We start from the raw sequence: 22,105 nt of genomic DNA, 5'->3' as shown, positions 1-22,105 counted from the left end.
TCCTACCGGCCATCCACCCAGTAGCGATAGCCGTTGACCCGGTAGGGCACGCCCAGCTCCATGCACAGCTCGGCGATGACATCCGGGGTGAAGAAGTAGTTGCGCACCCGGACGATGCGCTCGCCGTCCGTCTCCACGGCCATCACGGTGCGAACCAGGGGGCCCTCTTCGTGCTCGTACCAGAAGACCAGAATGGGCGAGCCGCGATACGCGCGGACTTCGCAGCGAGGGCTGGTCGACAGGTACCCTTCGAGCAGATGGGGCGGGACGCCTCCCCGCTCGTCGAAGGTGATGGGCGCGAGCGTTCCGGCGAAAGACCCGGTGTCCGGATTCTTCGGTGCGTCCTGGCCGTACTCGGTGACGACGCCGACGATTTCCACGCTGGCGCTGTCGAGCAGGAGGTCGGTCAGTCGCTCCAGGTTCCGGGCATTGAACGCCGCACAGAACGCGTCCAGCACCGCGGGCGCGGGTGCTCGAGTCATGGGCTCCTCGGGCACCGCCAACAGGCCCCGCCCCCGATGGAGCGCGGACTTCACCGCGCCCACCGTCGTCGAGAGTGCGTCCGCGATTTCCTGGAGCGAGAAGTCGAACACATCCTTGAGGACCACCGCGGCCCGCTCCTGGGGAGACAGCCGCACCAGCAAGGAGCCAGCGGCCTCGCGTGGTGCCCGAGGGTCCGGCTCCGTCGCTGAATCCACGGGCGCCTCGAAGGTGAGCTCGAGGCGCATGCGCCGCATGCGGTCCACCCAGAGGTTCGAGGCCACCCGGAAGATCCACGCGCGTGGATTTGGAAGCGCCATGAACACCGTCCCGAGCGTCACGAACGCTCTCGCGAGGGTGTCCTGAACCAGGTCCTCCGCGTCCCACGGGCTGCGTGTGAGGTGGCGGCAGTAGCGAAAGAGCTCGGGACGCATCGGCTCGAAGACGTCGAGGAACCGATGCCAGGACGACTTCACCTCGTCGCTCAGCGCGTTGATTTCGGGGGGCGACTTGCTCACGGTGTCATCGGTTCATAGCAGAGGACCACCAGGCCCTGACCGAGCTGGGTCGTTCGGACCAGCTTCAGCTTCTGTCGGGCTTCGATGTCCTTGAAGAGCGGTGTGCCTCGCCCGAGGAGCACCGGATGGATGATGAGCCGATACTCATCGACGAGTCGAAGCCGGGTGAGGGTCGAGACGAGCCCCGCGCCGGCCCACGCCACAATCGGCTTGCCGGGTTGACGCTTCAGCTCGGTGATTTCCTCGGCGATGCGCTCCTTGATGATGCGGGTGTTGTTCCATGCGGCATGCTCGAGCGTCCGCGACAGAACGACCTTCGGCAGCGCGTTCATCTTGCGGGCGAATACGAGGTCCTGGGGAGAACGGGGGTTGAGCTCCGCGTTCGGCCAGTAGGCCAGCATCTCCTCGTACGAGCGCCGTCCGTACAGCGCCAGACCGACCGAGTCGATCATCTCTTCGCAGTACTGCTCGAACTGAGGATTGCCGTCCTCGAACCAATCGAGCCGCCCGTCGGGGTCCGCGATGAACCCGTCGAGCGAGACGATCATGGAGACAAAAAGGCGACGATTGCTGGGTTCCTGGATTGTCATCCCCGTCAGACGAACCGGCGACCCAGAAGGATACTTCCCCTCGTCACAAAGGGTCGTTTCCAGCACAGTGGAGTGACGGGCTTCAGCGCGCGCGGGCGCGTGCGGGTCGTGGCGGCTGGCTGTGGTCGCAGTGCAGGAGCGACGGCGGGTCGAAGCAGGTGAACTTCTGGTCGACCAGCCTGCACACGCCCCGAGGCGTGCTGGCGCAGCGCACCTCCGTGCGGGTGGCCTTGCAATCGAAGCCGCAGGCCACGGCCTCCGACGCATTGACGCAACGGGGCCTGGGCGTCTCGGCGGCGTACTCGTGGATGACGCTCTCCGGCGGGTCCCAGCAGACGAGCTTCCCGAAGTGGGTGCTGCAGACACCGTAGGGCGTGTCGTTGCAGGCCACCTCGCCGTTGAACAGGCGGCAGTTGAAGCCGCAGGCCACCTTGCCCCGGATGGACTTGCACTCGGGGCTCACGGAAGTGAGGGGTGGGTGCTGGATGGCCACCCGTGGCGGGTCCCAACAGTAGACGCCTCCATTGGTGACCTCGCACGTCCCGTAGGGAGTCTGGGCGCAGTCGATGTCGGAGACGCTCGTCTTGCATTGAAAGCCGCACACCGTGCGCCCCTGGGAGCTGATGCATTCAGGGGTGGGCTGAGGTGGTGGAGGTGGCGGTGGCAGCTCGACGCGGGGCGTGGGCGGCGCGGAGGCCAGCAGCAGCAGGGCGAGGAAGGGGAGCATGTGGCCCCCCGACGCAACGCCGCGCGGTTTATTCAAAGCCCCGCGCAATCCCTGTCACTTTCCTCAGCGCGGTCGCGAGCCCTGGCGTCCCGGGCCCCGGGCCCCCCCGGAACGAGGCTGCGCGGCGGGGGCCTGCGTGTCGCGCGGTGCGTCGTCGGCGTCGCGTGCCTCGGTGCGCTGACGTCGAGCGGCCTCGGCGGGCGTCTCCGGAGGGACGAGCGCCTGCGGGCCTCGGCCGATGAGGTCCGAGCGGCCTGCCTGCCTCAGCGCCTCGCGCGCCAGCGGCCAGTGCTCCGGGTTCCAGTAGAGCAGGAGCGCCTTCTGCAGCCGCTTCTCGCGCAGACCCTGGGCCGTGTAGACGGGCTCCATCTTCAGCGGGTCGATGCCGGTGAAGTACATGGCGGTGGCCATGGCCATGGGGGTGGGGATGAAGTCCTGCACCTGACGCGGCCGCTTCCCGTTCTTCTTCAGCCACAGCGCCAAATCCACCATGTCTTCCAGCGTGGAGCCGGGGTGGCCGCTGATGAAGTAGGGGATGTCGTACTGCTCCTTGCCAGCCTCTTCGCTGGCGCAGGCGAACATGGCCTGGAAGCGCTCGAAGCTCTCGATGCCGGGCTTCTTCATCTTCTCCAGGACGCGCGGCGAGACGTGCTCGGGCGCGACGGAGAGCTGTCCGCCCACGTGGTGCGCCGCCAGCTCCTTCACGTACTCCGGCGAGCGCTCGGCCAGGTCGTAGCGGACGCCGCTGGCGATGAAGACATGCTTGACGCCTTCCTCCTCGCGCACGTCCTTCATCAGGCTGATGAGCGGGCCGTGGTCCGTCTGGAGGTTCTCGCACACGCCCGGATGGACACAGGACAGCTTGCGGCAGCGCTTCTCGATGTCCTCGCTCTTGCACTTGAGCTTGTACATGTTGGCGGTGGGGCCGCCGAGGTCGGTGATGGTGCCTCGGAAGTCGCCCATGCGTCGCAGCGCGCGGACCTCGCGCAGCACGCTCTCCGCCGAGCGGCTCTGGATGACACGGCCTTCGTGTTCGGTAATCGAGCAGAAGGTGCAGCCGCCGAAGCAGCCGCGCATGAGGACGATGGAGTGCTTCACCGTCTCGTACGCGGGGATGCCCTCGTTCTTGTAGAGGGGGTGGGGGACGCGGTTGAAGGGCAGGTCGTACAGCTCGTCCATCGCCACGGTCTTCTCACCGGTGGCGGGGTTGCCCACGCCGTCCTCCAGCGGGAGCGCGGGCGCGTTCATGAAGATGGCGCGGTTGCCGTGGCGCTGCGCGAGGGGGCGCGCGTTGCCCGGGTTGGTCTCCATCTGGAAGTCGCGGCTCATCACCGCGAAGGCCTGCTTGTCGGTGACGACGGACTCGTAGGGCGGCAGGACGACCGTCTTGCGGTCCGCGGCGCGTTTGGCCGGGTCGGCCTCGTGGACGCGCATCTGCTCGTCGCTGATGAGGTACGCGGTGCCGCGCACGTCGCGGATGTCCTCGATGCGCTCGCCGTTCCTCATGCGGTCGGCGACTTCCATGATGGGGCGCTCGCCCATGCCGAAGACGAGCAGGTCGGCCTTGGCGTCGAAGAGGATGGAGCGGCGGACCTTCTCGCTCCAGTAGTCGAAGTGGGCGATGCGGCGGAGGCTGGCCTCGATGCCGCCGAGGACGATGGGGACGTCGGGGTAGGCCTCGCGGCAGCGCTGGGCGTAGACGATGGTGGCGCGGTCAGGCCGGCAGTTGGTGCGGCCGCCGGGGCTGTACTGGTCCTCGGAGCGGTTCTTCTTCTGCGCCGTGAGCCGGTTGAGCATGGAGTCGAGGTTGCCGGCGGCGACCCCGAAGAACATGCGCGGAGGCCCCAGCGCCTTGAAGGGCTCGGCCGAGTGCCAGTCAGGCTGGGGGATGATGCCCACCTTGAAGCCTCGGCCCTCCAGGAAGCGGGCGATGAGCACCGGGCCGAAGGCCGGGTGGTCCACGTACGCGTCTCCCGTCACGATGATGATGTCGCACTGCTCCCAGCCACGTGCCTGCATGTCGGCACGGGTGATGGGCAGGAAGGGATGGGCGTAGCGAGTCGGAAGGGCCATAGCGGTGGGGCGGGCTGCTTCGGGGGCGTCTCTCCTAAACACCCCCTGAGCCACGAAGCAAACAGGGCGGAGCGGGGGTGTACACCCAGCAGGGCCTCGTGCCCACCTCGCCTTCCTGGCCCGTGGGTGACTGGCCGGACTGAGGGGCCCTGGAGGCAGTATCCTGTAATTCATGATTATGCCGTCAAAGCGGATGGGCTTCCTGGCGGTGGTGAGGTGGTGGGTCCTGGGGTTTCTGCTGCCGGTGTCATGTGCGACGACGGCGCCGGGTGGGTCGAGTCCGGGGACTCCCGCTCGTTACGAGCAGACCGTGGATTCAGCCACGAACGCTTGTGGGAAGAACCCCGCCTGCTACACGCAACGTGGGAGTGAGGCCATCATGCCCACGCTCCCGCGTGTGGTGGGGGTGGCTCGGGCTGTCGGTGCAGCGTTTCGAGTGCTGGAGTCCGCCGAGCTGGCGCGCGTGGAGCACCTCCTGGTCCAGTGTGCGAAGGAGGCGAATCAAGAGGTCAATGAACGCGAGTACGGGCTTGGGAAGAGGCCCGATGATGCGGAGTGCGAACGCGTGGTCGGATACGATGAAAAGGGCAATAAGGTCAGGCGCCGCATGGAGTTGGGAAGACTGAAGCACGAGGTGGCTTTTGCGTGCGTGAGGCGAGAGCTGGTGCGGCTCTTCCCCGACAACATCTCCGTGGAGCCGCGATACGGGCCCGACCCGAGGACGGGACGGTATGCCCTCACCCAGGTTTGGGCGAAGTCGCTCAAGCCAGACATCGTCGTCCACTTCTCTAAAGACCCCAACCGGGTCCAGTGCGTCTACGACTTCAAGTTTCCGTGCACGACTGCCAGCAAGAGCAATCCGCTCGACAACACCGACGTCCTGAAGCAATTGCGACAGTACGAAAAACTAGGTCGGCCTTGTTCTCCGTCGATCGTCACACCTCAACTTGGGGTCAGCCATGTCAGCCCAGAGTGAGCGCTTCCCTCGCATCCGCCGTTTCGCCAACCGTCCTGATGGCGAGCGACTGGTGGTTCGGGATGTGCTGCGCATCGTGTATTACATGCCACATGACCATCAGGAACTCGCTGCTGGTATCGAACATGCTCTCGGAGTCTATCGGCGAGCCGTGGGGGATGGCCCCGAAGGACTGACCCAGTCATGGGAGGATGGTGAAGCCATTCGCCTCAATTCCGAGGAATGGGAAATGGTTCGGGCCTCGCTACGTCCGAGCCCTACGAGGTGGTTTTTCGAAGACGTCCCCGAGACCGATCTGTTCTACCGGCAGATGTCCAAGACACAAACAGACCGCTCTGTGCTCCTGACTGGCGGAGACCAGTCTGACGACAACGGGTATCTGTTCTGGTATCAGGCGCGCCTTCCCTCTCGAGAGCCTTCCAGGACAGGCGCCAGTCTCCTGACTGCCACGCTTCCCTCCGAGTACGTCGAGGCCCATGGCCCCGGGCACGTGCGAGAACTGGCCATGGAGATGGCCTCTGGATTGCCACTCTCATCCGGCCATGCGGGGCTTGCGCTGGCTCTCCATACGGCCCGCTGGCATGCCCTTCCCCGACTGAAGGAGGAACTCGCCCGCTACCCCGGAGTGGATGTGCCCGGAGTCCTGACTCACTGGCACTTGGGCGACCGGGTCGATGGCGTCCACTGGCTGAATTTCCTGGGCCCCTCGCTGCTCGAGTCCCTGGGGGGGCAAGCGAGCTTGCGAGCCCGACTCCATTCACCAGGAACCACCGTTCAAGATGTGGGCACTTCGGGGACCGCCGTGGTGACGCTCGGTGCGTGGCCCGAAGCCGGAGACCTCTCTCGCGGAGACAACCTCCCCGCCTACCGTGAGCTGGCGCGAGTCCTGGATCCCTGGATGGAGAAGTTCCTTCCGGGGCATGCAACGGTCTGGAGGGGGTATGACTCCGAACCGGCGTACTCCGAGGAGGAAGTCCGTCGCTGGTGGCGGCGCTTCCTCGACTGACACCAGGGATGTGGGGGCGTGGGCGCGTTGACGTGGATCCATGCCTCCCCTACCTTCGCGCGCCCGTACCCGGCTCGGCCCGAGGGGCCCGGGCCCGCCGCCATGACGCACCGGACGCACAACGAAGTCTCCGAAGGGCGCCCCGCGCCGCAAGAGGGAGACTCCGTCCGAGAGCTTCACGTCGAGTACGACGACGCTCCCGTCCCGCCTCCGTCCTCGCGCTCCACTGCCTCCACGCGCACGCCCGCCCATTCTGACTCGTCCGAAGATGGACCCGCGACTCCCTCCACCGTTCCGGACCCGACGGAGGACATCCCCCGGTCACCTAATCCGCTGCTGGCTCTCTCCCGCTTGAAAGGCCGGAGCACGAAGCCCTCCGCACCCCGCGCCGAGCTCGCTGCACCCGATGAGCCGCCCGCCCGCGACATGGCCGCGCCCACCGACGTCACCACGTCCGAGCGCGAGGCCATGCAGGCCGCCGTGGCGACCGGCAAACGCCGCGAGGCGTGGCGCCCTCCCGCCTATCTCCCCGATGACCTGAGCGACGCGCTCCTCTCCGAGCGCAGCCAGTACCGCGCGAAGCTGCTGCAAGATGTCCGTCAGGTCAGCCTCCAGGGCCCGGGCGTCATCTCCCTGGTCCCCGTGCCCGCCGCGGACCCGGACTGGTCCGGTGGCTCCCTGCTCGGCTTCCTGGGCGAGGAGTGCGTCTTCGGCGGCGACGTCGTCCACCTCGACTTCGAGTCCGGCCGAGTCTTCGCCGCTCCCGAGCACGGCGACGACGTGGATCGCCGCGCCCTCTCCGCCGAGCGCTGGTGCTACCGGCCCTATGACTTCGCGGAGGCGCTTTGCACGGCCGCCTCGGCCTACGAGGAGCGACAGCCCGCGCTCACCCAGGCCCTGCGTCGCGCCAGCGGCGAAGAGCCCGCCGCGGAGGTTCGCCCCCAGCACGCGGAGTTGATGCCCGCCGACCGCCTGTGGGCCCAGCCCTGGGGCTGCATCTGGGGCCCTCCCGGTACCGGCAAGACGACGGCCATCGCGGACCTCATCGCCCGCGCCCTGCGCGCCTTCCCCGGCGAACGCATCCTCGCTGTCGCTCCCACCAACCGCGCCGCGGACGAACTGGTCCTTCGCGTCAGCGCGCTCCTGGAGCGCGAGCCCATCCCCTTGCGCCCCCTGGCGCGCAGCATCTTCCGGGGTGGCACCGGTGCCAGTGACGCGCTGGCGAAGCTACCCACCGTCACGCTCGAGGACACCAAGGGCGGCAAGCTGCGCGCGAGTATCGAGGAGCGCGAGCGCGAGCTGTACCTCCAACGTGTCCGAGGCGGCCCCGCGCACGAACTCGCCAAACTTCAGGCGGAGCTGCGCGGCCTGCGCGGGAAGATGAAGGACCCCACGCTCAAGGAAGCGGAGAAGGGCGACTGCCCACTCATGGTCCTCACCGTGCACCGCGCCCTGCGACTGGTGTCGGAGCTGGAAGGCAAGAGCACCTTCGCGCGACTCGTGGTCGACGAGGCCGGCATGGTGACTCGCGCCGCCACCGCGCTGATGGCGCCGCTGGCCGAGCGCGTGACGCTCGCCGGAGACCCCAAGCAGATTGGCCCCGTGTCTCGTGCCGCCGAGGGCGCCGGACGCGGCACCCAGAAGTGGCTGCGCGCCAGCGGCCTGTCCCACCTGGAGGACGCGGTGAAGGACGCCGCGCGGGCGGACGTCCTCCTGCTGCGCACCCAGCACCGCATGCACCCGGACATCGCCCGCGTCGTGAGCCACTTCTGCTACGGCGGCGCGCTGGAGGACGGTGACATCGTCAAGGCCCGCGCGCAGAAGGCCCCGCCCGTGCCCGCGTTCGCAGCTACGCGCGCCGGCTGGGTGGTGCTCGACGGCCTCAGCCGAGATCCGAAGCGCCTCACCCACGGCCGGGGCGAGACAGGCTCCGGCTACCAGCGAGAGCTGTCCGCCGAGCTGGCCGTGTCGCTTGCCCGTGAGGCCGTGCGCGCGGGCCTCAGCGTCCTGTGTGTCACGCCCTATCGCGCCCAGGCCGCGCTCCTGCGCAGACTGGGCACGTCCGCCGGGTTTCGCGGTGACGCCTTCAGCGCGTCCACCATCCACCGCCAACAGGGCACCCAGTACGACGTCGTGCTGGTGGACACCGTGGCCGGAGGCCGTCCCTTTCCTCCGCACACGCTGGTGCCCATGCTCAACGTGGCCGCCAGCCGCGCGCGCGACTACCTGCTGGTGCTCGCCTCTCGCGACGAGGCCCGGGGCGCCACCATCCCCCAGCGCTTCCTGTCGCTGCTGCCGCGCCTGAAGGTCCACCCCGGCACGCCGCTTCGCCTGGAGCCGCTGCCCATGCCGCAGCAGCCCCAGCAACCTCCACCCCCACCTCCACCCAGCGCACCGGCCACCCTGGGCGGTGAAATCGAGGGCTCTCGCCCCACGCGGCCCCTCTTCACTCAAGAGCAGGTGTCCCTCTTCGAGCGGCGCTTCGACGACGGCCACCACCTGGTGCGAGGCGTGGCCGGCAGCGGCAAGACGTTTGTCCTGGCCCACTGGGTGGCGCGCTATCTGTTGGAGCACGAGGACACGCGGGTGCTCGTGTCCTTCTTCAACCGCGCGCTCGCGCCGCTGGTGGACAAGCTGCTGATGGAGGCGATCATCCAGCGCGCCGGCCGGGTGCGCGCGCGCGAGCTGCGAGCCCGGGTGATGGTGAAGCACGTGGGGGCGCTGCGCCGCGTGGAGCCCGCGTCCTTCGACGGCGTCTTCGTGGACGAGGCGCAGGACATGGATGCTCGCGCGCTGGCCATGCTCCACGCGCTGGTGCTCCCGCACACGCTGGCGGACGGACGAGAGGTGCGCTGTCTCCAGTTGTTCATGGATGACTCGCAGAACGTCTACGGACAGGTGCCCATCGACTCCCTCAAGGAGCAGCTCCCGGAGGGGCTGTCGTTCCGGGGCCGCACCCGCGTCCTCAAGGAGACCTTCCGCGCCACCCGCGACATCCTCGACGTCGCCTTCAACGTGGTGCTGGACCCGCTGCGCCAGCACGCCACCAGCGACCCTGGCATGCGCGAGTACATGAAGGCGGGAGAGCTGGCCCGCGAGGGGCTCCTGTGGCTGCCCGAGGAGACGCTGGAGGGCCTGTACCGCGTGCAGTCCACCGAGCGCGGCGGCGTGCTGCCCCAGGTGCGCGGCTTCGCCTCCGGCGCCAGCGAGGCCCGTCAGGTGGCGAAGGAAGTGGCCCGCCTCATTCGCGACGAGGGGGTCCATCCCGGTGACATCCTCGTCGTCGCGCCCGTCATGCCGTCCCAGTACACGGAGGCGCTCAACCGCGCGGGAGTACCCGCGCATGCCTACGGCGGCAAGGGTGGCCGCGACGTGACGGACTTCCGGGTGAGTGGCGTGGACCACGTGCGCGCCACCACCGTGTTCTCCTGCAAGGGCCACGAGTGCCCCATCGTCTTCTTCGCGGGCCTGGACGCGCTGGACGCCGTGGAGAACTGGATGGCTGGCGCCCGGGAGCGCAACGCCCGGGAGAACGAACGCATCCGCCGCGCCATGTTCTACGTGGGCGCCACTCGCGCGATGAAGCGCCAGTACCTCACCGGTGTCCGGGGCGCGCGCTTCCTGCGAGTGGCCACGTCCTACGTGGAGACGCTCGCAGGGCTGTCGCCCACCGTGGACGCGGGCGGCAAGCGCCCCTGAAACGACGAAGGCCCCGGCGCCGCTTCCTCGCGGTGCCGGAGCCTCCGGGTGCCGTGGTGCTCGGGACTACCGCTGGGCGGGCCCGTCGACGCGCGGGACTGCCGTCACGGTAGGAATGCCGACATGCCGGGTGGACCAGAAGGCCAGGCCCGCCAGTCGCAGCACCTTCGCCTTGAGGCTCTGGTGGCCGGTGGGGTCGCCGCCGCCGCCCGACACGCCACCCGGGTCACCGTCGGTCAGGTCCGCCAGGTTCAGACAGCCCTCCTTCTCGTCCTTGGGCTTGCAGTCGGTGAGCACCTCGACGGTGCCGACATTCTTCGGCGCGGGGGGAGGGGCCTGCTGCATCGACGACGTGGGGGCGCCTTCCTCGGACGCGGGCGCATCCAGTGCGCTTCGGGACGAGGCGGGCACGTGGTTCGTCTGGCTGACGATTTCGTTGCGGCTCACGTCGACGGTGAAGAGGGTGGCGCGGTCGGGATTCGTCCTGTCCCGCAGGATGACGCGGACGAGCGCCCCTTCGGGCGCGCTGCGCTGAATCTGCTGGGTCGAAGGAACCGTTTCGACGTGGCGGCACGCCGCGACGCTCAGCAGCAGGGGGACCAACAGGAGGCTTTTCTTCATGATGACTTGGAGCTCGGGGTCGAAAGGAGACGACTATTCGAAGAGGAGCACCTGGCGGACCCAGGCACTCCCCCGACTGCGAAGCCAGTCCTGGCGCGCATCACGCAGGACGAGGGCTGCGGGGATTCCCGCGCGAATGCGCTCCAGCACCGGCTCGAAGAAGGCGGACGCCTCGGTGTCGGGAATCTCCTGGGTGGCGGCGAGCACCGCTCGCGCGCCGGCCTCCACGAACGCCACGGGCAAACCAAACGTTTCGTGGAAGTAGGTCGTGCTGTGCGCGGCATGGCAGGCCGCGAGCAGCACCACGGGCCGCCCCAGGAGCCGCTGCCCCTGGACGTCGGCGGCCGTCAGCGCATAGCGCCCGCCCTGCTCCTCGGGAGAGAGCACGAGCAGGGAGCCGTCGGCGACATGCGGGTCGACGACGCCGTGGGCGTGAATCTGCACCTCGGTGGCCTCGTGCATCGCCCGGAGCACCTGGGTCGGCGTGGCCGAGGCCCCCTTCAGGGTCGACAGCGAGCTGTCTTCCGCATCCGGAGGACTCCAGGCGCGCAGCGATGGCAGGCGCAGCTCCGCGGGCGCATTCACGTCGGCCACGACGAGCCGGCGCTGGGCATGTGGCGAGGACGCCGGGGGCGGCGGGGCCACGCGGTACGTCCAGGCGAGGTCCGGCGGCAGCAACCCGGGCTTGCCCAGGACGGGCGGGCGCGCCAGCACGTCCACGCTGGGACAGTCCCGCAGCGCGTCCACGAGCTTCGCGGGCACCAGGCCCTCGACGCCTTCCAGGCGCTGGCGGCGGTCCGCGTCGTAGTGACCGAGGAGCCGTCCGGATGCATCCCGGGCCACCAGGGCCGTGCGCTCGTCATCCACCGTGACACCCAGCGCGCAGCGCTCGGGCAGCGCGAGCGAGCGCTCCTCGGCGAAGAGGGCGAGCGCCTTCTCCAGCTCTCCGTGGTGGGCCGCGTCCAGGATGAGCGACGTGTAGCTGTAGACCCGCGCCTTGCGCGCGGTCACATCCGAGGCGAGCAGTGGCGCCGCCTCGGTGATGGCCTGACGCAGCAGGGCCTGTCCCCGGCCCCGGTCCTGCTCGACGAAGAAGCGCCCTTCGATGTGGCGCAGCATGGGGCGATCCCCCGCTGCCTCCAGCGATGCGGCGGGCGTCGAGCGAATCGCCGCCAGTCCGCGCGTGAGGAGGTCCGCGTCCATGTCGCGTCGGGCGTGGGTATGCGCCAGGTCCGCGATGACGAAGGCCCGCGTCAGGGACGGGGGGCGGCCGCACTTCGCCGCGCGGTCCAACTGCTCCCGGGCGCCCGCGAAGTCGAAGGTGCGGTAGTACGCGAGCGCGAGGTTCGCGTAGGGCAGCTCATGGTCCTCGCACCGCTCCGGCGTGCGCAGGATGGCTTCCTCCATGTACGCGCGGGCCAACGACAGGTCCCCATGGAAGATGGCCACCTGTCCCAGCTCCTGGATGAGCCGGAACTCCTTGGACCACTCCCGGCCACCGCGCGCGCGTGCGAGCGCCGCGAGTCCGTGCGTCCGCGCCTCCACGGGGCGGTGGAGCTGCCGCTCCACCAGGGACAGATTCCGCAGGAGCTCCAGGCAGCGATAGCTGAAGCGTTGCTCGGAGTCGCAGGTGCGCAGGGCCACGGTCAATCGCGTCAGGGCCCGCGGCGCTTGTCCTCGCTGGAGGTCCGCCTTCGCCTGACGCTCCTCGGCCAGCAGGGCGAACCAGGGGTCCTTCGTGGCCAGCGCGAGCGCGCGGTACTCCTCCTCGTGCTGACGCGGGTCCGACACGAAGAGCAATGCGCCCAGCAGGATGTCGTCCTGTCGCGCCTCGCGCAGCTTCGCAATCAGCGTGTCCCTCGACGCCGGCGCCAGTTCGCCTCGAGTGAGGCGGACGTATTCCTTCGCCAGGGGCGCGCGCGCCTCGAAGTCCACCCGCGCGGCGCGGCGCAGGGCGTCCTCCAGATGCGTGCCGCCGTCGACGCGGTCCAACTGGACGGCGAGTGGACGCAGGGACTCCACGCGCTCGGCAAGGGTGGCGGTGCGCAGGGCATCGTAGAAGCACAGGCGGGACAGGCCCGGGTAGCGCTCCACTTCCGCCGAGGAGAGCACGCCACCTCCGAGCACCATGTCATCGCAGCGCTGCTTCGCGCCCTTCCAGCCCTTGCGCTGTTCTTCCTCCTGACGCCGCAGCTCCGTGGCGCGTTGCGCGGCCTCCTCGCTCCAGCCCGGCTCTTTCAGCGCCGCCACCCGGTCGAAGGCCTCCGCGGCTTGCAGCGACAGGCCCAGGGCCTTGAGCGCCAGTCCCCGGTTCCACAGGGCCTGCGCATGTTCGGGCCGCTGCTTCAGCGCGCGGTCCGCCAGCGCCAGGGCTTCCTCGGGGGCGCCTCGCTGAAGCGCCAGCGCGGCGCGGTCCGAGTCCAGGTCCGGCGATGCGTCCAGCTTGTCCAGGAAGGCGCCGGCCTGGGCCGGGTCTCCGCGCAGCAGGTACGCGGAGGCGATGCCTCGCTCGTCTCCGGCCTCCTCCAGCTTCGCCAGCTCCCGCAGCGACAGCGCGCGGGGCTTGTCGCCGCCACTGCGCATCACCTCGTAGGGGCGGTGCCGGTCCGCGCCCGGATGGGTCAACCGGGCCTCCAACGTGCGCCCGGGCGTTTGCCCCAGCCACAGCTCGGAAGAGTCCGTCGACGAAGCCGGCCGCGTCACGAGCACCCACGCCGCCAGGCCCGCGGCCAGCGCCAGCGGCACCACCATCATCCAGGTCCTTCGCCGCTTCAGCAGGGACGGGGGACGCACGAAGGCGAGCGTGTCACCGGAGGCGTGCAGTGCGTCGTCCGCGATGAGCTCCAGGGCGAGCAGCTCCTTCATCCGCGCCTCACACGCGTGGCAGCGGGTCAGGTGGTGGCGGAAGTTCTCCGCGTCCACCGGCGCCAGCTCGCCGTCGATGAAGGTCTCCAGTGTGTCGCACAGCTCATTCATGGTCTGGCCCTGCCCTCACTCGAGGCGGCGCCGGGGGCCAGCAGCCCTCGCAGAGCCTGCCGCGCCTCGCTGAGCCACCGCCCCACTGTTCCTTCGGGCGCATCCAACTGCCGCGCGATGGCCCGATATCGAAGTCCGGCCACGTGCAGCCGGTACGCCTCCCTCAATTGCGGTGGCCGGAGCTGCTCGATGGCGCGCTGGAAGTCATCCCGAGTGACCTGCTCCCATTGCTCCAGCGGCACCGGCTCCCCGGTCACCTCCTGGTCCTGCACCACGCGCAACGACGGTGCCCCCAACACCTCCGTGCGTCTGCGCCGGCAGTGGTCCAGGAAGCGGTTGCTCAGCGTGGTGCTCAGCCACACGCTCACCGCGCCCGGGTTCTCCGCCACCAACCGGTCGAAGTTCCGGTAGGCGCGCTCGAGTGTTTCCTGCACCAGGTCCTCCGGGTCGATTCCACCCCCGGAGCACAGTCGTCGCGCAAGACGCAGCAGTCCCGGCCGTCGCGAGCGTGCAAAAGCATCGAACTGGCGGTGCTGCCCGTCGTCCATCGTGGCGCGAACCCCTACACCCATCTTCTCATGTCGTTCCACCGGTGGAGCGCCCCCTCCGCTCGTTTGAACGTGGCGGGGAAAATCCCTTCGGTCGGGAACTCGTGACGCGGCGCGTTGCGGGTGGGTGCGGGTATGCCCCCCCCTGGGTCAACCTCGCAGGGAGGTGACGATTGCGGGCCAGTCCGTCCCGGGAGGGAGGCGGCCTTCGGCGTGTTCGGGACGTCCGCCGCCCCGTCCCCCTGCGGCCTCGGCGGCCCGTTTCAGGAAGGCGCCGCAGCCGAAGGAGGAGGTGGCCCCCCGGGAGATGAGCACGCAGAGGCCGTCGGGCGCGCGGCCCGCGAGGAACACCACCGCGTCGGGTCGGGAGGTGAGGCGGGTGGCCACGGCGCGCAGCTGCTCGGGGCCGGCGCCGTCCAGCACGGCGACGACGTGTTTGTCGGCGGAGGCGTCCAACCGGGCGGCGAGCTCCACGGCGGTGTGCTCGGCCAGGCGCGCGCGGGCGGCGCCCAGGGCCTCGCGGGCCTCGGTCAGCTCCCGGCGCAGCTTCTCCACCACGGTGGGCACTTCCGAGGGGCCGCAGGTGAAGGCCCGCCCCATGGCGCGCAGCGTGCCCGCCTCGTCCCACAGCTCGCGCCGCGCGCGGGGGCCCGCGGAGAAGAGGACGCGGCCCTTGCCCTTGTATCGCTCCACGCCCAGCACCCGCACCATGCCCACCTGTCCGGTGCGAGTGCAGTGGGTGCCTCCGCAGGGGGACACGTCGAAGTCGCCCACCTGGATGACGCGGATGTTGTCCGTCACCTTGGGGGCGCGGCGCAGGGGCAGCGCGGCGAGCTCCTCGGGCGTGGGGAAGAAGGCTCGGATGGGGAGGTCGGCGTCGATGATGGCGTTGACGTGCGCCTCGGCCTCGGCGACACGCTGCTCGTCCAGGGTGTCCTGGTCCGTGTCGATGGTGCACGTGGCGCCCAGTCGCGAGGACACGGTGGCCGCGCCCGCGATATCCAGCAGCGCGCGCGACAGCATGTGCTGGCCGGTGTGCAGCGACATGTGCGCGCGCCGGCGCTCGGCCTCCACCACGCCCGCCAGCTCCATGCCGGGTGCGGGCAGCGGGCTTGTCCCCGAGACGTCCAGCAGGTGATGCACCGTGCCGTCGTCATCCACCTGCACGTCGCGCACGGCCAGACCTCCGAGCACGCCGTGGTCGGCCATCTGTCCACCCGCCTCCGGATAGAAGGCCGTGCGGTCCAGCACCACGGAGGTCGCGCCATTCCACGTGCCGTGGGCGACGACGCGCGCGGTGAAGTGGTGGAGGAACGGGTCGTCGAAATAGAGGCGCTCGGTGGACATGGTGCGCGGGAAATAACACGCCGCTGAAACTCGCGCGGCGCTGCTGTCACTCTGGTTCGCGAGGGCGACGAGCCCCGCGACGCCCGGTCCCCGAGCAGGAGGCCCGGCGTCCCCATCCACACCCAAGCGAGGTCCTCCCATGAAGTCCCGGGTCTCCGCCATCATGGCGGCCGCCGTCCTGTTGTCTTCGTTCACTCCCGCCTTCGCCCACGAGCCTTCCCCGTCGTGTGACGGCAAGTGCCCCAAGTCGAAGCCGGGCTCTGTCGACAACACCCTCATCGCCGCCACGCCGCGCGCGGACGCTCCGTCGCTGGGGCCGAGGAGCGCGTCGGTGACGGTGGAGGTGTGGTCCGACTTCGAGTGCCCCTTCTGTGCGCGGGGCGCGTCCGTCATCGCGGGCCTGCGCGAGCGGTACGGCGACAAGATTCGCATCGTCTTCCGGCACATGCCCCTGCCGACCCATGCGGACGCGAAGGTGGCGGCCGCCGCGTCCATGGCGGCGCACGAGCAGGGGAAGTTCTGGGAGATGCACGACGTGCTCTTCGAGAACCAGCGCTCGTTGGACCGGGCCTCGCTGGAGAAGTACGCGAAGGCGCTGGGGCTGGACCTGGAGCGCTTCCGCAAGGCGCTCGACACGAAGGCGTGGAACAACTACGTGGAGGCGGACTTCGTGGAGGCGCAGCGCCGGGGCATCGCCGGCACGCCCACCTTCTTCATCAACGGCACCGGGGTGATGGGCGCCCAGCCGCTGGACGTCTTCGCCGGCCACATCGACGCCGCGTTGAAGCGCTGAGTCTGGCGCGTCACTTCGCGCCGCGTCGTCAGGCTGGGTCCCACTCGACGCGCAATTGTCGGGGGCCCCGGTGCAGGAAGTTGGGCACGTAGGTGATGGCGTTGCCCGGTGCCAGTCGCAGGCCGGGCAACCGCTTCAGCAATTGCTCCATGGCCACGCGCACCTCCATGCGGGCCAGGGGCGCGCCGATGCAGTAGTGGATGCCCAGGCCGAAGCCCAGGTGCTTGCCCAGGTCCGAGCGCAAGGGGTCGCCCCGCTCGGGCGCGTGGAACGCGGCGCCGTCGCGGTTGGCGGAGGCGTAGAGGACGAGCACTCGCGCGCCCTGGGGCACCTCCACGTCGCCCACCTTCACCGCGCGCCGCGTGGTGCGCATCATTGCTTGCACAGGGGCGTCCAGCCGCAGCGTCTCTTCAATCGCGCGGGGGATGCGGGAGGGTTCCTCACTCAGCTCGCGCAGCCGCTCCGGCTCCTTCAGCACCCACGCGAGCAGGTTGCCCAGCAGGTTCGCCGTCGTCTCGTGGCCGGCGAAGTGCAACATGGCCAGCAGGCTGATGAGCTCCACGTCGCTCAGGGGCGGGGTGTCCTCGTGGCGAGCCTCGATGAGCGCGCTGATGAGGTCGTCCCTCGGTGCGAGCCGCCGCTCGGCGATGTGGCCCTCCAGGTACTTCTGGATGGAGACGAGCCCGCGCGCGCACTCCACCTGACGGGCCACGGGCGCGTTGCCCGCGGACAGGAGCGACAGGTCCTCCGTCCACCGCTTCAGCCGCTCCAAATCCGAATCCGGCAGGCCGAGGATGGCGCCGATGACGCGCGCGGGGAGCGGATAGCCGAGCTTCTCCACCAGGTCCGCGCGGCCGTCGCGAGCAAAGCCATCCAGGAGCTCCGTGGCGATGGCGCGAATCCGGGGCTCCATCGCGCTCAGGCGATGCGGGGCCAGGGCCTTGGTGACGATGACGCGCATGCGCGTGTGGTTGGGTGGGTCGTCGTCCACCAGCGCCGGAACCTGGGGATAGCCCTCCGCGAGCGCGGCGAGCACCTCGGGCGCGGGCGGCACGGGGTTCTTGAAGGCATTGGCGGAGAGGAAGTCCTCCGGGTTGAGCACCACCGCCTTCACGTCCTCATGCCGGGAGACCACCCACAGGTGCATCTCCTCGCTGAAGTGGACGGGCGCCTCCTGGCGCAGCCGGGCGTAGAGCGGGTACGGGTCCTCCACGTGGTGGGGCTCGAAGCGGCTGACGAACGTGGGCGGCGAGGACGGGGACATGCGGCGGACTCGATTCTCCGGCGGGGCGCTTCAGGCCGCGTCCGGACGGGGCTTCGTCGAGGGGGGCGTCAGGGGCCCATCGGAGAGGTCGGGCAGACGCAGACCCAGAGGAGGAACTCGAGGCAGGCGGACGGTGAAGCAGGTGCCATTCCGGGGAGCGCTCTCCACGTGGATGCGGCCCTGGTGCGAGGTGATGATGCCGTGCACCACGGCGAGCCCCATGCCCGTGCCCTCGCCCGCGGGCTTGGTGGTGAAGAAGGGCTGGAAGAGCCTGGCCTGCACCTCGGGCGTCATGCCGATGCCCGAGTCGCGCACGCACAGCACCGCCTCGTCCGCCTCCATGCGCGTGGACAGTTGGATGCGGCCACCGTCGGGCATGGCCTGCGCCGCGTTCATGAGCAGGTTCACCACCACCTGTGCGAGCTGTCCGGGACGCCCCAGCAAGCGCGGCAGGTCCGCCAGCGTCACCTCCACCTCGCAGCGCGACTGCACCTGGGTGCGCGTGATGCGCAGCGCGACGGCGATCTCCTCGTTGAGGTCGTACTCCTCCAGCGCCCCCGGGTCCCCGCGCGCGAAGCGCCGCAGGTCCGAGACGATGGCGACGACGCGGCGGATGCCGTCCGCGGTGGCGGGCAGCACGTCGTCCACGTACTCCCGCAGCTCCGGGGGCAGTGGCTGCAGGGCGCGCAGGTCCATGATCAGCGCGTTCACGTTGCTCTTCACGTAGCTCATGGGGTTGTTGATTTCGTGCGCCACGCCCGCCGCCAGCATGCCCAGGCTGGACAGCCGCTCCTGCTCGCGCGCGCGGCGGTGGGCCACCTCCAACTGCGCGTGCGCCTGGGCCAGCTTCTCGTGCTGGTGCGCCAGTCCCCGCAGGGCATGGTGCGTGAGGAAGACCCGGCCCTCGGAGATGAGGTACGTGAGCACGGACAGCAGCACGAAGCAGGCGGGGAGCAGCGGCGGGCACCCGTCCCAGAGCGCAGCTCCCGCCACCAGCACCAGCAGCAACCCCAGCCGGAGTCGCGCGCCCGAGTCCGCGAAGTAGTCCACCCACAGCGCGTTGAGGGGCAGGTACAGCCACACGGGCAGGGCCCAGTCGCTCGCCATGCCGTAGAAGACAGTGGCCAACATGTTCATCGTGAAGCGCCCGGCCTCCACGACGCGGGTGTGGCGCGAGAAGAAGTTGCGTGCGAGGACCTGGTTGGCCGTCGTCACCGCCGCGAAGCCCGCCGTCACCATGAGGATGGTGCCCCACTGTCCCCAGAGGCTGGAGACGAGCAGGCCATGGATGAGGAGGCACGCCAGGAGGGTGAACCGCTTGAGCCGGCTGTTCACCCAGTCCGCGTCGACTTCGTTGTCGATGGGCTCCGCGGACGGAGACGGGGTCATGCCTCTCCGAGCCCCCGTCGGACGACGGGCGTCGGCTCCGCCCGCATCGGCAGCTCCAGCCGCAGGCGCTGGGGACCGCCCACCTCCGCGACGAAGGACAGCCGTCCTCCGAAGCGCTCCAGCAGGCCCCCGACGACCTTCAGGCTGTCATCCGCCAGCAGGCCCGCGAAGCGCTCGATGATGGACACGGCCTGCTCCGCCGGGAACGAAGGGTCCGCCACCTGCACCTTCAGCACGAGCGCCGCGTCCGTCGGGCTCACCTCGGCGCTGACCCCCTGGTGCGCTGAGCGGAACGGAGCGTAGAGCTGGGCGAGCGTCTCGCGATGGCGCAGAAGGCCTGACAGGTACGTCACCAGCTCCGCGTCGTCCCAGGGCTTGCTGATGAACCGACAGATTTCGCCTTCGTTCACCGAGGCCACCACCGACTTGAAGTCGGCGTAGCCCGAGATGATGAGCCGCAGCGCGAGCGGATGGCTGCGCTTGATTCGTTGCAGCAGCTCGCTGCCCGTCATCCCCGGCATCCGGAAGTCCGTCAGGACGATGTCCGGACTGAAGCCCTTGAGCCGCTCCAGGGCCTCCTCTCCGTTGAACGCGAGCTGGACGTCGAAACCCTCGCGCCGCAGCAGCCGCCTCAAGGCGTGTGCCACCTGCGGCTCGTCGTCCACCACCAGCACCTTGTATGCTTCCATGACGCCTTGCTCCTCTGGCGCGGCACTCTAGTACGGGGTCCCGGAGAAAGTGTCAGGACCTGAATACTGGGTCACACCTGCACCTGCTACAGAGTGGGAGTCCCCGGAATGAATGTGAGTGCAGTGCGGCGCGGTGCCGGTGCCTTGTTCGTGCTCTCGGTGCTGATGACGTCCTGCGTCCAGAGGCAGGAGGTGGGACTGGAGCGGGTGCGACGGGCAGGCGAGCTGCGGTGGGGCGCGGACGCGCAGGGTGGGGAGCCGTACGCGATGGAGGACCCGGAGGTGCCCGGGCGCATGCGTGGCTTCGAGGTGGAGCTGGCGGACGCGCTCGCGAGGGAGCTGGGCGTGCGCGCCCGCTTCATCCAGAACGACTGGTCCAGCCTGATTCCCTCACTGGAGCGCGGCTCGTTCGACGTGGCGCTGAACGGGATTGAAATCACGCCCGCGCGCAGTGGACGCATCCTCTTTACGCGTCCGTACTTCATCTTCCAGTTGCGACTGCTGGCCCGGCGCGATGACGACACCGTCACGGGCCTTGCGTCCCTGCGAGGTCGGCGGGTGGGGACGTTGGCCAACTCCCAGGCGTGGGATCTGCTCCAGCGCGAAGGCATCCAGGCGGTGCCGTACGAAGGCGTGGAGGAGCCGTACATCGACCTGGAGCAGGGGCGGGTGGACGCGGTGCTGATGGATGACCTCATCGCCCAGCGCTACGGACAGCCCCGGGCGGGGCTGCGCGTGGTGGGAGACGTGGGCGAGGGCTACTACGCCATCGCCGTGCGGCCGGGGGATGAGGACCTGCGCGCGGCGCTGGACGTGGCGTTGGGGCACATCTCCCGCTCGGGAGAGCTCCGGCGAATCTTCGCGCGGTGGAACATCGACAGCGCGGCGCAGCAGCGGATGGTGGAGTGGTCGGATGCGCAGACGCGCGAGGTGCTCGCGCAGACGCAGGCGCCCAGGCTGGGCTGGGCGCAGTGGGTGATGTTCCTCCAGGCTTCGCTGGTGACGCTGGTGGTCTCCGTGGGGGCGATGGCGCTCGCGGTGCCGCTGGGCATGGGGCTGGCGCTGGCGCGGCTGTATGGCCCGCGCTGGCTGGGGCGGCTGGCGTCGCTGTACGTGGAGCTGTTTCGCGGCACGCCGGTGTTGTTGCAACTCTATGTCCTCTACTACGGCCTCGCGGGCGTGTTGCGACTGGATGCGCTCAGCGCCGCGGTGCTGGGGCTGGGGCTGAACTACGCGGCCTACGAGGCGGAGGTGTACCGGGCGGGGGTGCTGGCGGTGCCTCGCGGGCAGTTGGAGGCGGCGCTCGCGCTGGGCATGTCCACGCCGCTGGCGCTGCGCCGGGTCATCTTCCCCCAGGCGTTCCGCGTCGCGCTGCCGAGCGCCACCAACGACTTCATCGCGCTGCTCAAGGACAGCTCCCTGGTGTCCGTCATCTCCGTTGTCGAGCTCACCAAGCGGATGACGATTACCGCGGTGGATGTTCGCAGCTGGTTGTTGCCCGGTGCGCTGTGCGCGGCGCTCTACCTGGCGATGAGCTACCCTCTGTCGCTCCTGGCGAGGCGGTTGGAAGCGAGGTTGGAACGCGGATGATTGAAGTGAAGGACCTGTGCAAGCGCTATGACGGGCGCACGGTACTGGACGGAATCAGCGCCTGCTTCGCCCCCGGTGAGGTGGTGGCGTTGGTGGGCCCCTCGGGCAGCGGCAAGAGCACGCTCTTGCGGTGCCTGAATGGACTCGAGCCGTTCGACGCGGGCTCCATCCGGGTGGGTGACGACGTGTTGACGCCTGGAGCGCAACGTGCGCGGGGCGCCCAGGTGTCCAACATCCGGCGCCGCGTGGGCTTCGTCTTCCAGCAGTGGCACCTGTTCGCGCACCGCACCGCGCTGGGCAACGTCATCGAGGCCCCCCGGTACGTGAGGGGCCTGGACGCGAAGGCGGCCACCGAGCTGGGGCGCGCGCTGCTGGAGAAGGTGGGCCTGTCGCACCGAGAGGGGGCCTATCCGTCGGAGCTGTCCGGTGGCGAGCAGCAGCGGGTGGCCATCGCCCGGGCACTGGCGATGGAGCCGGAGGCCTTGTTGCTGGACGAGCCCACCAGCGCGTTGGACCCCGAGCGGGTGGGCGAACTGGTGGAGCTGCTGTCACGACTCCGCGAGGACGGACTCACCCTGGTGGCGGTGACACACGAGATGCGCTTCGCCCGGGAGCTGGCCTCTCGGATGCTGGTGCTGCATGGCGGGCGCATCCTGGAGGAAGGTCCTCCGGCGCAGGTGTTGGAGCGGCCCCGACATGAGCGCACCCGGGCCTTCCTCGGCCTGGAGCGTACCGTGCGTCAGGAGCCGGCCGTGGAGCCCGAGCCGGGCAGAACCGGCGCCGCCGCCGTGTTCCCCGCGGCGACGGCGAGGGAGTGAC

The 22,105-nt window shown here is 69.6% G+C and carries 18 protein-coding genes; 6 read left to right on the top strand and 12 right to left on the bottom strand.

Translation table 11 applies throughout. From position 1 onward, the window contains the following. Nucleotides 1–2: 2 nt before the first annotated feature. The 4 genes from HUA78_RS03250 to HUA78_RS03235 all read right to left on the bottom strand — a co-directional run bounded on the left by HUA78_RS03250 (nt 3) and on the right by HUA78_RS03235 (nt 4,388). The gene (locus HUA78_RS03250) at nt 3–998 is read right to left on the bottom strand and encodes an RNA polymerase sigma factor (protein WP_371745480.1); all 996 of its coding nucleotides are present in this window, start codon (nt 996–998) and stop codon (nt 3–5) included. Beyond that, nucleotides 995–1,546: a dihydrofolate reductase family protein gene (locus tag HUA78_RS03245; RefSeq protein WP_246137396.1), complete on the bottom strand. Its 552-nt coding sequence runs from the start codon at nt 1,544–1,546 to the stop codon at nt 995–997. Before HUA78_RS03245 ends, HUA78_RS03250 begins: the two co-directional genes overlap by 4 nt. Nucleotides 1,547–1,670: 124 nt before the next feature. Next, the gene (locus tag HUA78_RS03240) at nt 1,671–2,315 is read right to left on the bottom strand and encodes a hypothetical protein (RefSeq protein WP_174453204.1); all 645 of its coding nucleotides are present in this window, start codon (nt 2,313–2,315) and stop codon (nt 1,671–1,673) included. Nucleotides 2,316–2,378: 63 nt separating this feature from the next. Next, entirely contained in the window at nt 2,379–4,388 is a 2,010-nt protein-coding gene (locus HUA78_RS03235; protein WP_174453205.1) for a YgiQ family radical SAM protein, read from the bottom strand. Between the two features lie 379 nt (nt 4,389–4,767). Between HUA78_RS03235 and HUA78_RS03230 the strand changes: the two genes are divergently transcribed. Then, nucleotides 4,768–5,364, top strand: coding sequence for a hypothetical protein (locus HUA78_RS03230; protein ID WP_141645071.1), 597 nt, complete (start codon nt 4,768–4,770; stop codon nt 5,362–5,364). Here the strand turns inward: HUA78_RS03230 and HUA78_RS45880 are convergent. Next, the gene (locus HUA78_RS45880; protein ID WP_217442378.1) at nt 5,351–5,491 is read right to left on the bottom strand and encodes a hypothetical protein; all 141 of its coding nucleotides are present in this window, start codon (nt 5,489–5,491) and stop codon (nt 5,351–5,353) included. The genes HUA78_RS03230 and HUA78_RS45880 overlap by 14 nt on opposite strands. On the opposite strand from HUA78_RS45880, the gene HUA78_RS03225 reads away from it, so the two are divergent. Both HUA78_RS03225 and HUA78_RS03220 read left to right on the top strand, forming a co-directional pair. Beyond that, nucleotides 5,450–6,370 carry a type VI immunity family protein gene (locus tag HUA78_RS03225; RefSeq protein ID WP_371745510.1) on the top strand — a complete coding sequence of 307 codons (921 nt, stop codon included), beginning with the start codon at nt 5,450–5,452 and terminating at the stop codon, nt 6,368–6,370. The two genes, HUA78_RS45880 and HUA78_RS03225, sit on opposite strands and share 42 nt — an antisense overlap. Nucleotides 6,371–6,796: 426 nt before the next feature. Next, nucleotides 6,797–10,069, top strand: a complete 3,273-nt coding sequence (locus tag HUA78_RS03220) for an AAA family ATPase (RefSeq protein WP_371745479.1) — start codon at nt 6,797–6,799, stop codon at nt 10,067–10,069. A gap of 66 nt (nt 10,070–10,135) precedes the next feature. Here HUA78_RS03220 and HUA78_RS03215 read toward each other — a convergent pair whose 3' ends face one another. The 4 genes from HUA78_RS03215 to HUA78_RS03200 form a co-directional block, all read right to left on the bottom strand. After that, nucleotides 10,136–10,690 (bottom strand): hypothetical protein, encoded by a 555-nt coding sequence (locus HUA78_RS03215; protein WP_174475632.1) that lies wholly within the window; start codon nt 10,688–10,690, stop codon nt 10,136–10,138. 33 nt (nt 10,691–10,723) lie between these two features. Continuing rightward, nucleotides 10,724–13,666 (bottom strand): CHAT domain-containing protein, encoded by a 2,943-nt coding sequence (locus tag HUA78_RS03210; RefSeq protein WP_174475631.1) that lies wholly within the window; start codon nt 13,664–13,666, stop codon nt 10,724–10,726. Continuing rightward, entirely contained in the window at nt 13,663–14,256 is a 594-nt protein-coding gene (locus tag HUA78_RS03205) for an RNA polymerase sigma factor (RefSeq protein ID WP_371745478.1), read from the bottom strand. Before HUA78_RS03205 ends, HUA78_RS03210 begins: the two co-directional genes overlap by 4 nt. A 108-nt stretch (nt 14,257–14,364) precedes the next feature. After that, nucleotides 14,365–15,561 carry an alanyl-tRNA editing protein gene (locus HUA78_RS03200; RefSeq protein WP_174475630.1) on the bottom strand — a complete coding sequence of 399 codons (1,197 nt, stop codon included), beginning with the start codon at nt 15,559–15,561 and terminating at the stop codon, nt 14,365–14,367. Nucleotides 15,562–15,700: 139 nt separating this feature from the next. On the opposite strand from HUA78_RS03200, the gene HUA78_RS03195 reads away from it, so the two are divergent. Beyond that, entirely contained in the window at nt 15,701–16,354 is a 654-nt protein-coding gene (locus HUA78_RS03195; protein ID WP_174453210.1) for a DsbA family protein, read from the top strand. A 28-nt stretch (nt 16,355–16,382) separates the two neighbouring features. On the opposite strand, the gene HUA78_RS03190 is transcribed toward HUA78_RS03195, so the two are convergent. Genes HUA78_RS03190 through HUA78_RS03180 form a run of 3 tightly spaced genes read right to left on the bottom strand, consistent with a single transcriptional unit; the run spans nt 16,383 to nt 19,696 of the window. Next, nucleotides 16,383–17,618 carry a cytochrome P450 gene (locus HUA78_RS03190; RefSeq protein ID WP_174475629.1) on the bottom strand — a complete coding sequence of 412 codons (1,236 nt, stop codon included), beginning with the start codon at nt 17,616–17,618 and terminating at the stop codon, nt 16,383–16,385. Nucleotides 17,619–17,648: 30 nt separating this feature from the next. After that, nucleotides 17,649–19,007: a sensor histidine kinase gene (locus HUA78_RS03185; RefSeq protein ID WP_174475628.1), complete on the bottom strand. Its 1,359-nt coding sequence runs from the start codon at nt 19,005–19,007 to the stop codon at nt 17,649–17,651. Then, nucleotides 19,004–19,696, bottom strand: coding sequence for a response regulator (locus HUA78_RS03180; protein WP_141645062.1), 693 nt, complete (start codon nt 19,694–19,696; stop codon nt 19,004–19,006). Before HUA78_RS03180 ends, HUA78_RS03185 begins: the two co-directional genes overlap by 4 nt. A 108-nt stretch (nt 19,697–19,804) precedes the next feature. On the opposite strand from HUA78_RS03180, the gene HUA78_RS03175 reads away from it, so the two are divergent. Beyond that, on the top strand, nt 19,805–21,286 hold the full coding sequence (locus tag HUA78_RS03175; RefSeq protein WP_254614261.1) for an ABC transporter substrate-binding protein/permease: 1,482 nt from the start codon (nt 19,805–19,807) through the stop codon (nt 21,284–21,286). Next, nucleotides 21,283–22,104: an amino acid ABC transporter ATP-binding protein gene (locus HUA78_RS03170; RefSeq protein ID WP_174453213.1), complete on the top strand. Its 822-nt coding sequence runs from the start codon at nt 21,283–21,285 to the stop codon at nt 22,102–22,104. Before HUA78_RS03175 ends, HUA78_RS03170 begins: the two co-directional genes overlap by 4 nt. Nucleotide 22,105 lies beyond the last annotated feature (1 nt).

The sequence above is a fragment of the Myxococcus sp. CA033 genome (genome assembly GCF_013336625.1).
Classification (GTDB): domain Bacteria; phylum Myxococcota; class Myxococcia; order Myxococcales; family Myxococcaceae; genus Myxococcus; species Myxococcus llanfairpwllgwyngyllgogerychwyrndrobwllllantysiliogogogochensis.
Note: the sequence above shows the minus strand (reverse complement) of the source record. Positions and strands in the feature narration are given on the sequence as shown.

What these genes read in the sequence shown, in the direction of transcription:
- HUA78_RS03190 (WP_174475629.1), bottom strand. Translation starts at nt 17,618, where the DNA reads ATGTCCCCGTCCTCGCCGCCCACGTTCGTCAGCCGCTTCGAGCCCCAC.
- HUA78_RS03195 (WP_174453210.1), top strand. Translation starts at nt 15,701, where the DNA reads ATGAAGTCCCGGGTCTCCGCCATCATGGCGGCCGCCGTCCTGTTGTCT.
- HUA78_RS03185 (WP_174475628.1), bottom strand. Translation starts at nt 19,007, where the DNA reads ATGACCCCGTCTCCGTCCGCGGAGCCCATCGACAACGAAGTCGACGCG.
- HUA78_RS03240 (WP_174453204.1), bottom strand. Translation starts at nt 2,315, where the DNA reads ATGCTCCCCTTCCTCGCCCTGCTGCTGCTGGCCTCCGCGCCGCCCACG.
- HUA78_RS03175 (WP_254614261.1), top strand. Translation starts at nt 19,805, where the DNA reads ATGAATGTGAGTGCAGTGCGGCGCGGTGCCGGTGCCTTGTTCGTGCTC.
- HUA78_RS03170 (WP_174453213.1), top strand. Translation starts at nt 21,283, where the DNA reads ATGATTGAAGTGAAGGACCTGTGCAAGCGCTATGACGGGCGCACGGTA.
- HUA78_RS03215 (WP_174475632.1), bottom strand. Translation starts at nt 10,690, where the DNA reads ATGAAGAAAAGCCTCCTGTTGGTCCCCCTGCTGCTGAGCGTCGCGGCG.
- HUA78_RS03245 (WP_246137396.1), bottom strand. Translation starts at nt 1,546, where the DNA reads ATGATCGTCTCGCTCGACGGGTTCATCGCGGACCCCGACGGGCGGCTC.
- HUA78_RS45880 (WP_217442378.1), bottom strand. Translation starts at nt 5,491, where the DNA reads ATGTTCGATACCAGCAGCGAGTTCCTGATGGTCATGTGGCATGTAATA.
- HUA78_RS03225 (WP_371745510.1), top strand. Translation starts at nt 5,450, where the DNA reads ATGCCACATGACCATCAGGAACTCGCTGCTGGTATCGAACATGCTCTC.
- HUA78_RS03230 (WP_141645071.1), top strand. Translation starts at nt 4,768, where the DNA reads ATGCCCACGCTCCCGCGTGTGGTGGGGGTGGCTCGGGCTGTCGGTGCA.
- HUA78_RS03210 (WP_174475631.1), bottom strand. Translation starts at nt 13,666, where the DNA reads ATGAATGAGCTGTGCGACACACTGGAGACCTTCATCGACGGCGAGCTG.
- HUA78_RS03200 (WP_174475630.1), bottom strand. Translation starts at nt 15,561, where the DNA reads ATGTCCACCGAGCGCCTCTATTTCGACGACCCGTTCCTCCACCACTTC.
- HUA78_RS03235 (WP_174453205.1), bottom strand. Translation starts at nt 4,388, where the DNA reads ATGGCCCTTCCGACTCGCTACGCCCATCCCTTCCTGCCCATCACCCGT.
- HUA78_RS03180 (WP_141645062.1), bottom strand. Translation starts at nt 19,696, where the DNA reads ATGGAAGCATACAAGGTGCTGGTGGTGGACGACGAGCCGCAGGTGGCA.
- HUA78_RS03220 (WP_371745479.1), top strand. Translation starts at nt 6,797, where the DNA reads ATGGCCGCGCCCACCGACGTCACCACGTCCGAGCGCGAGGCCATGCAG.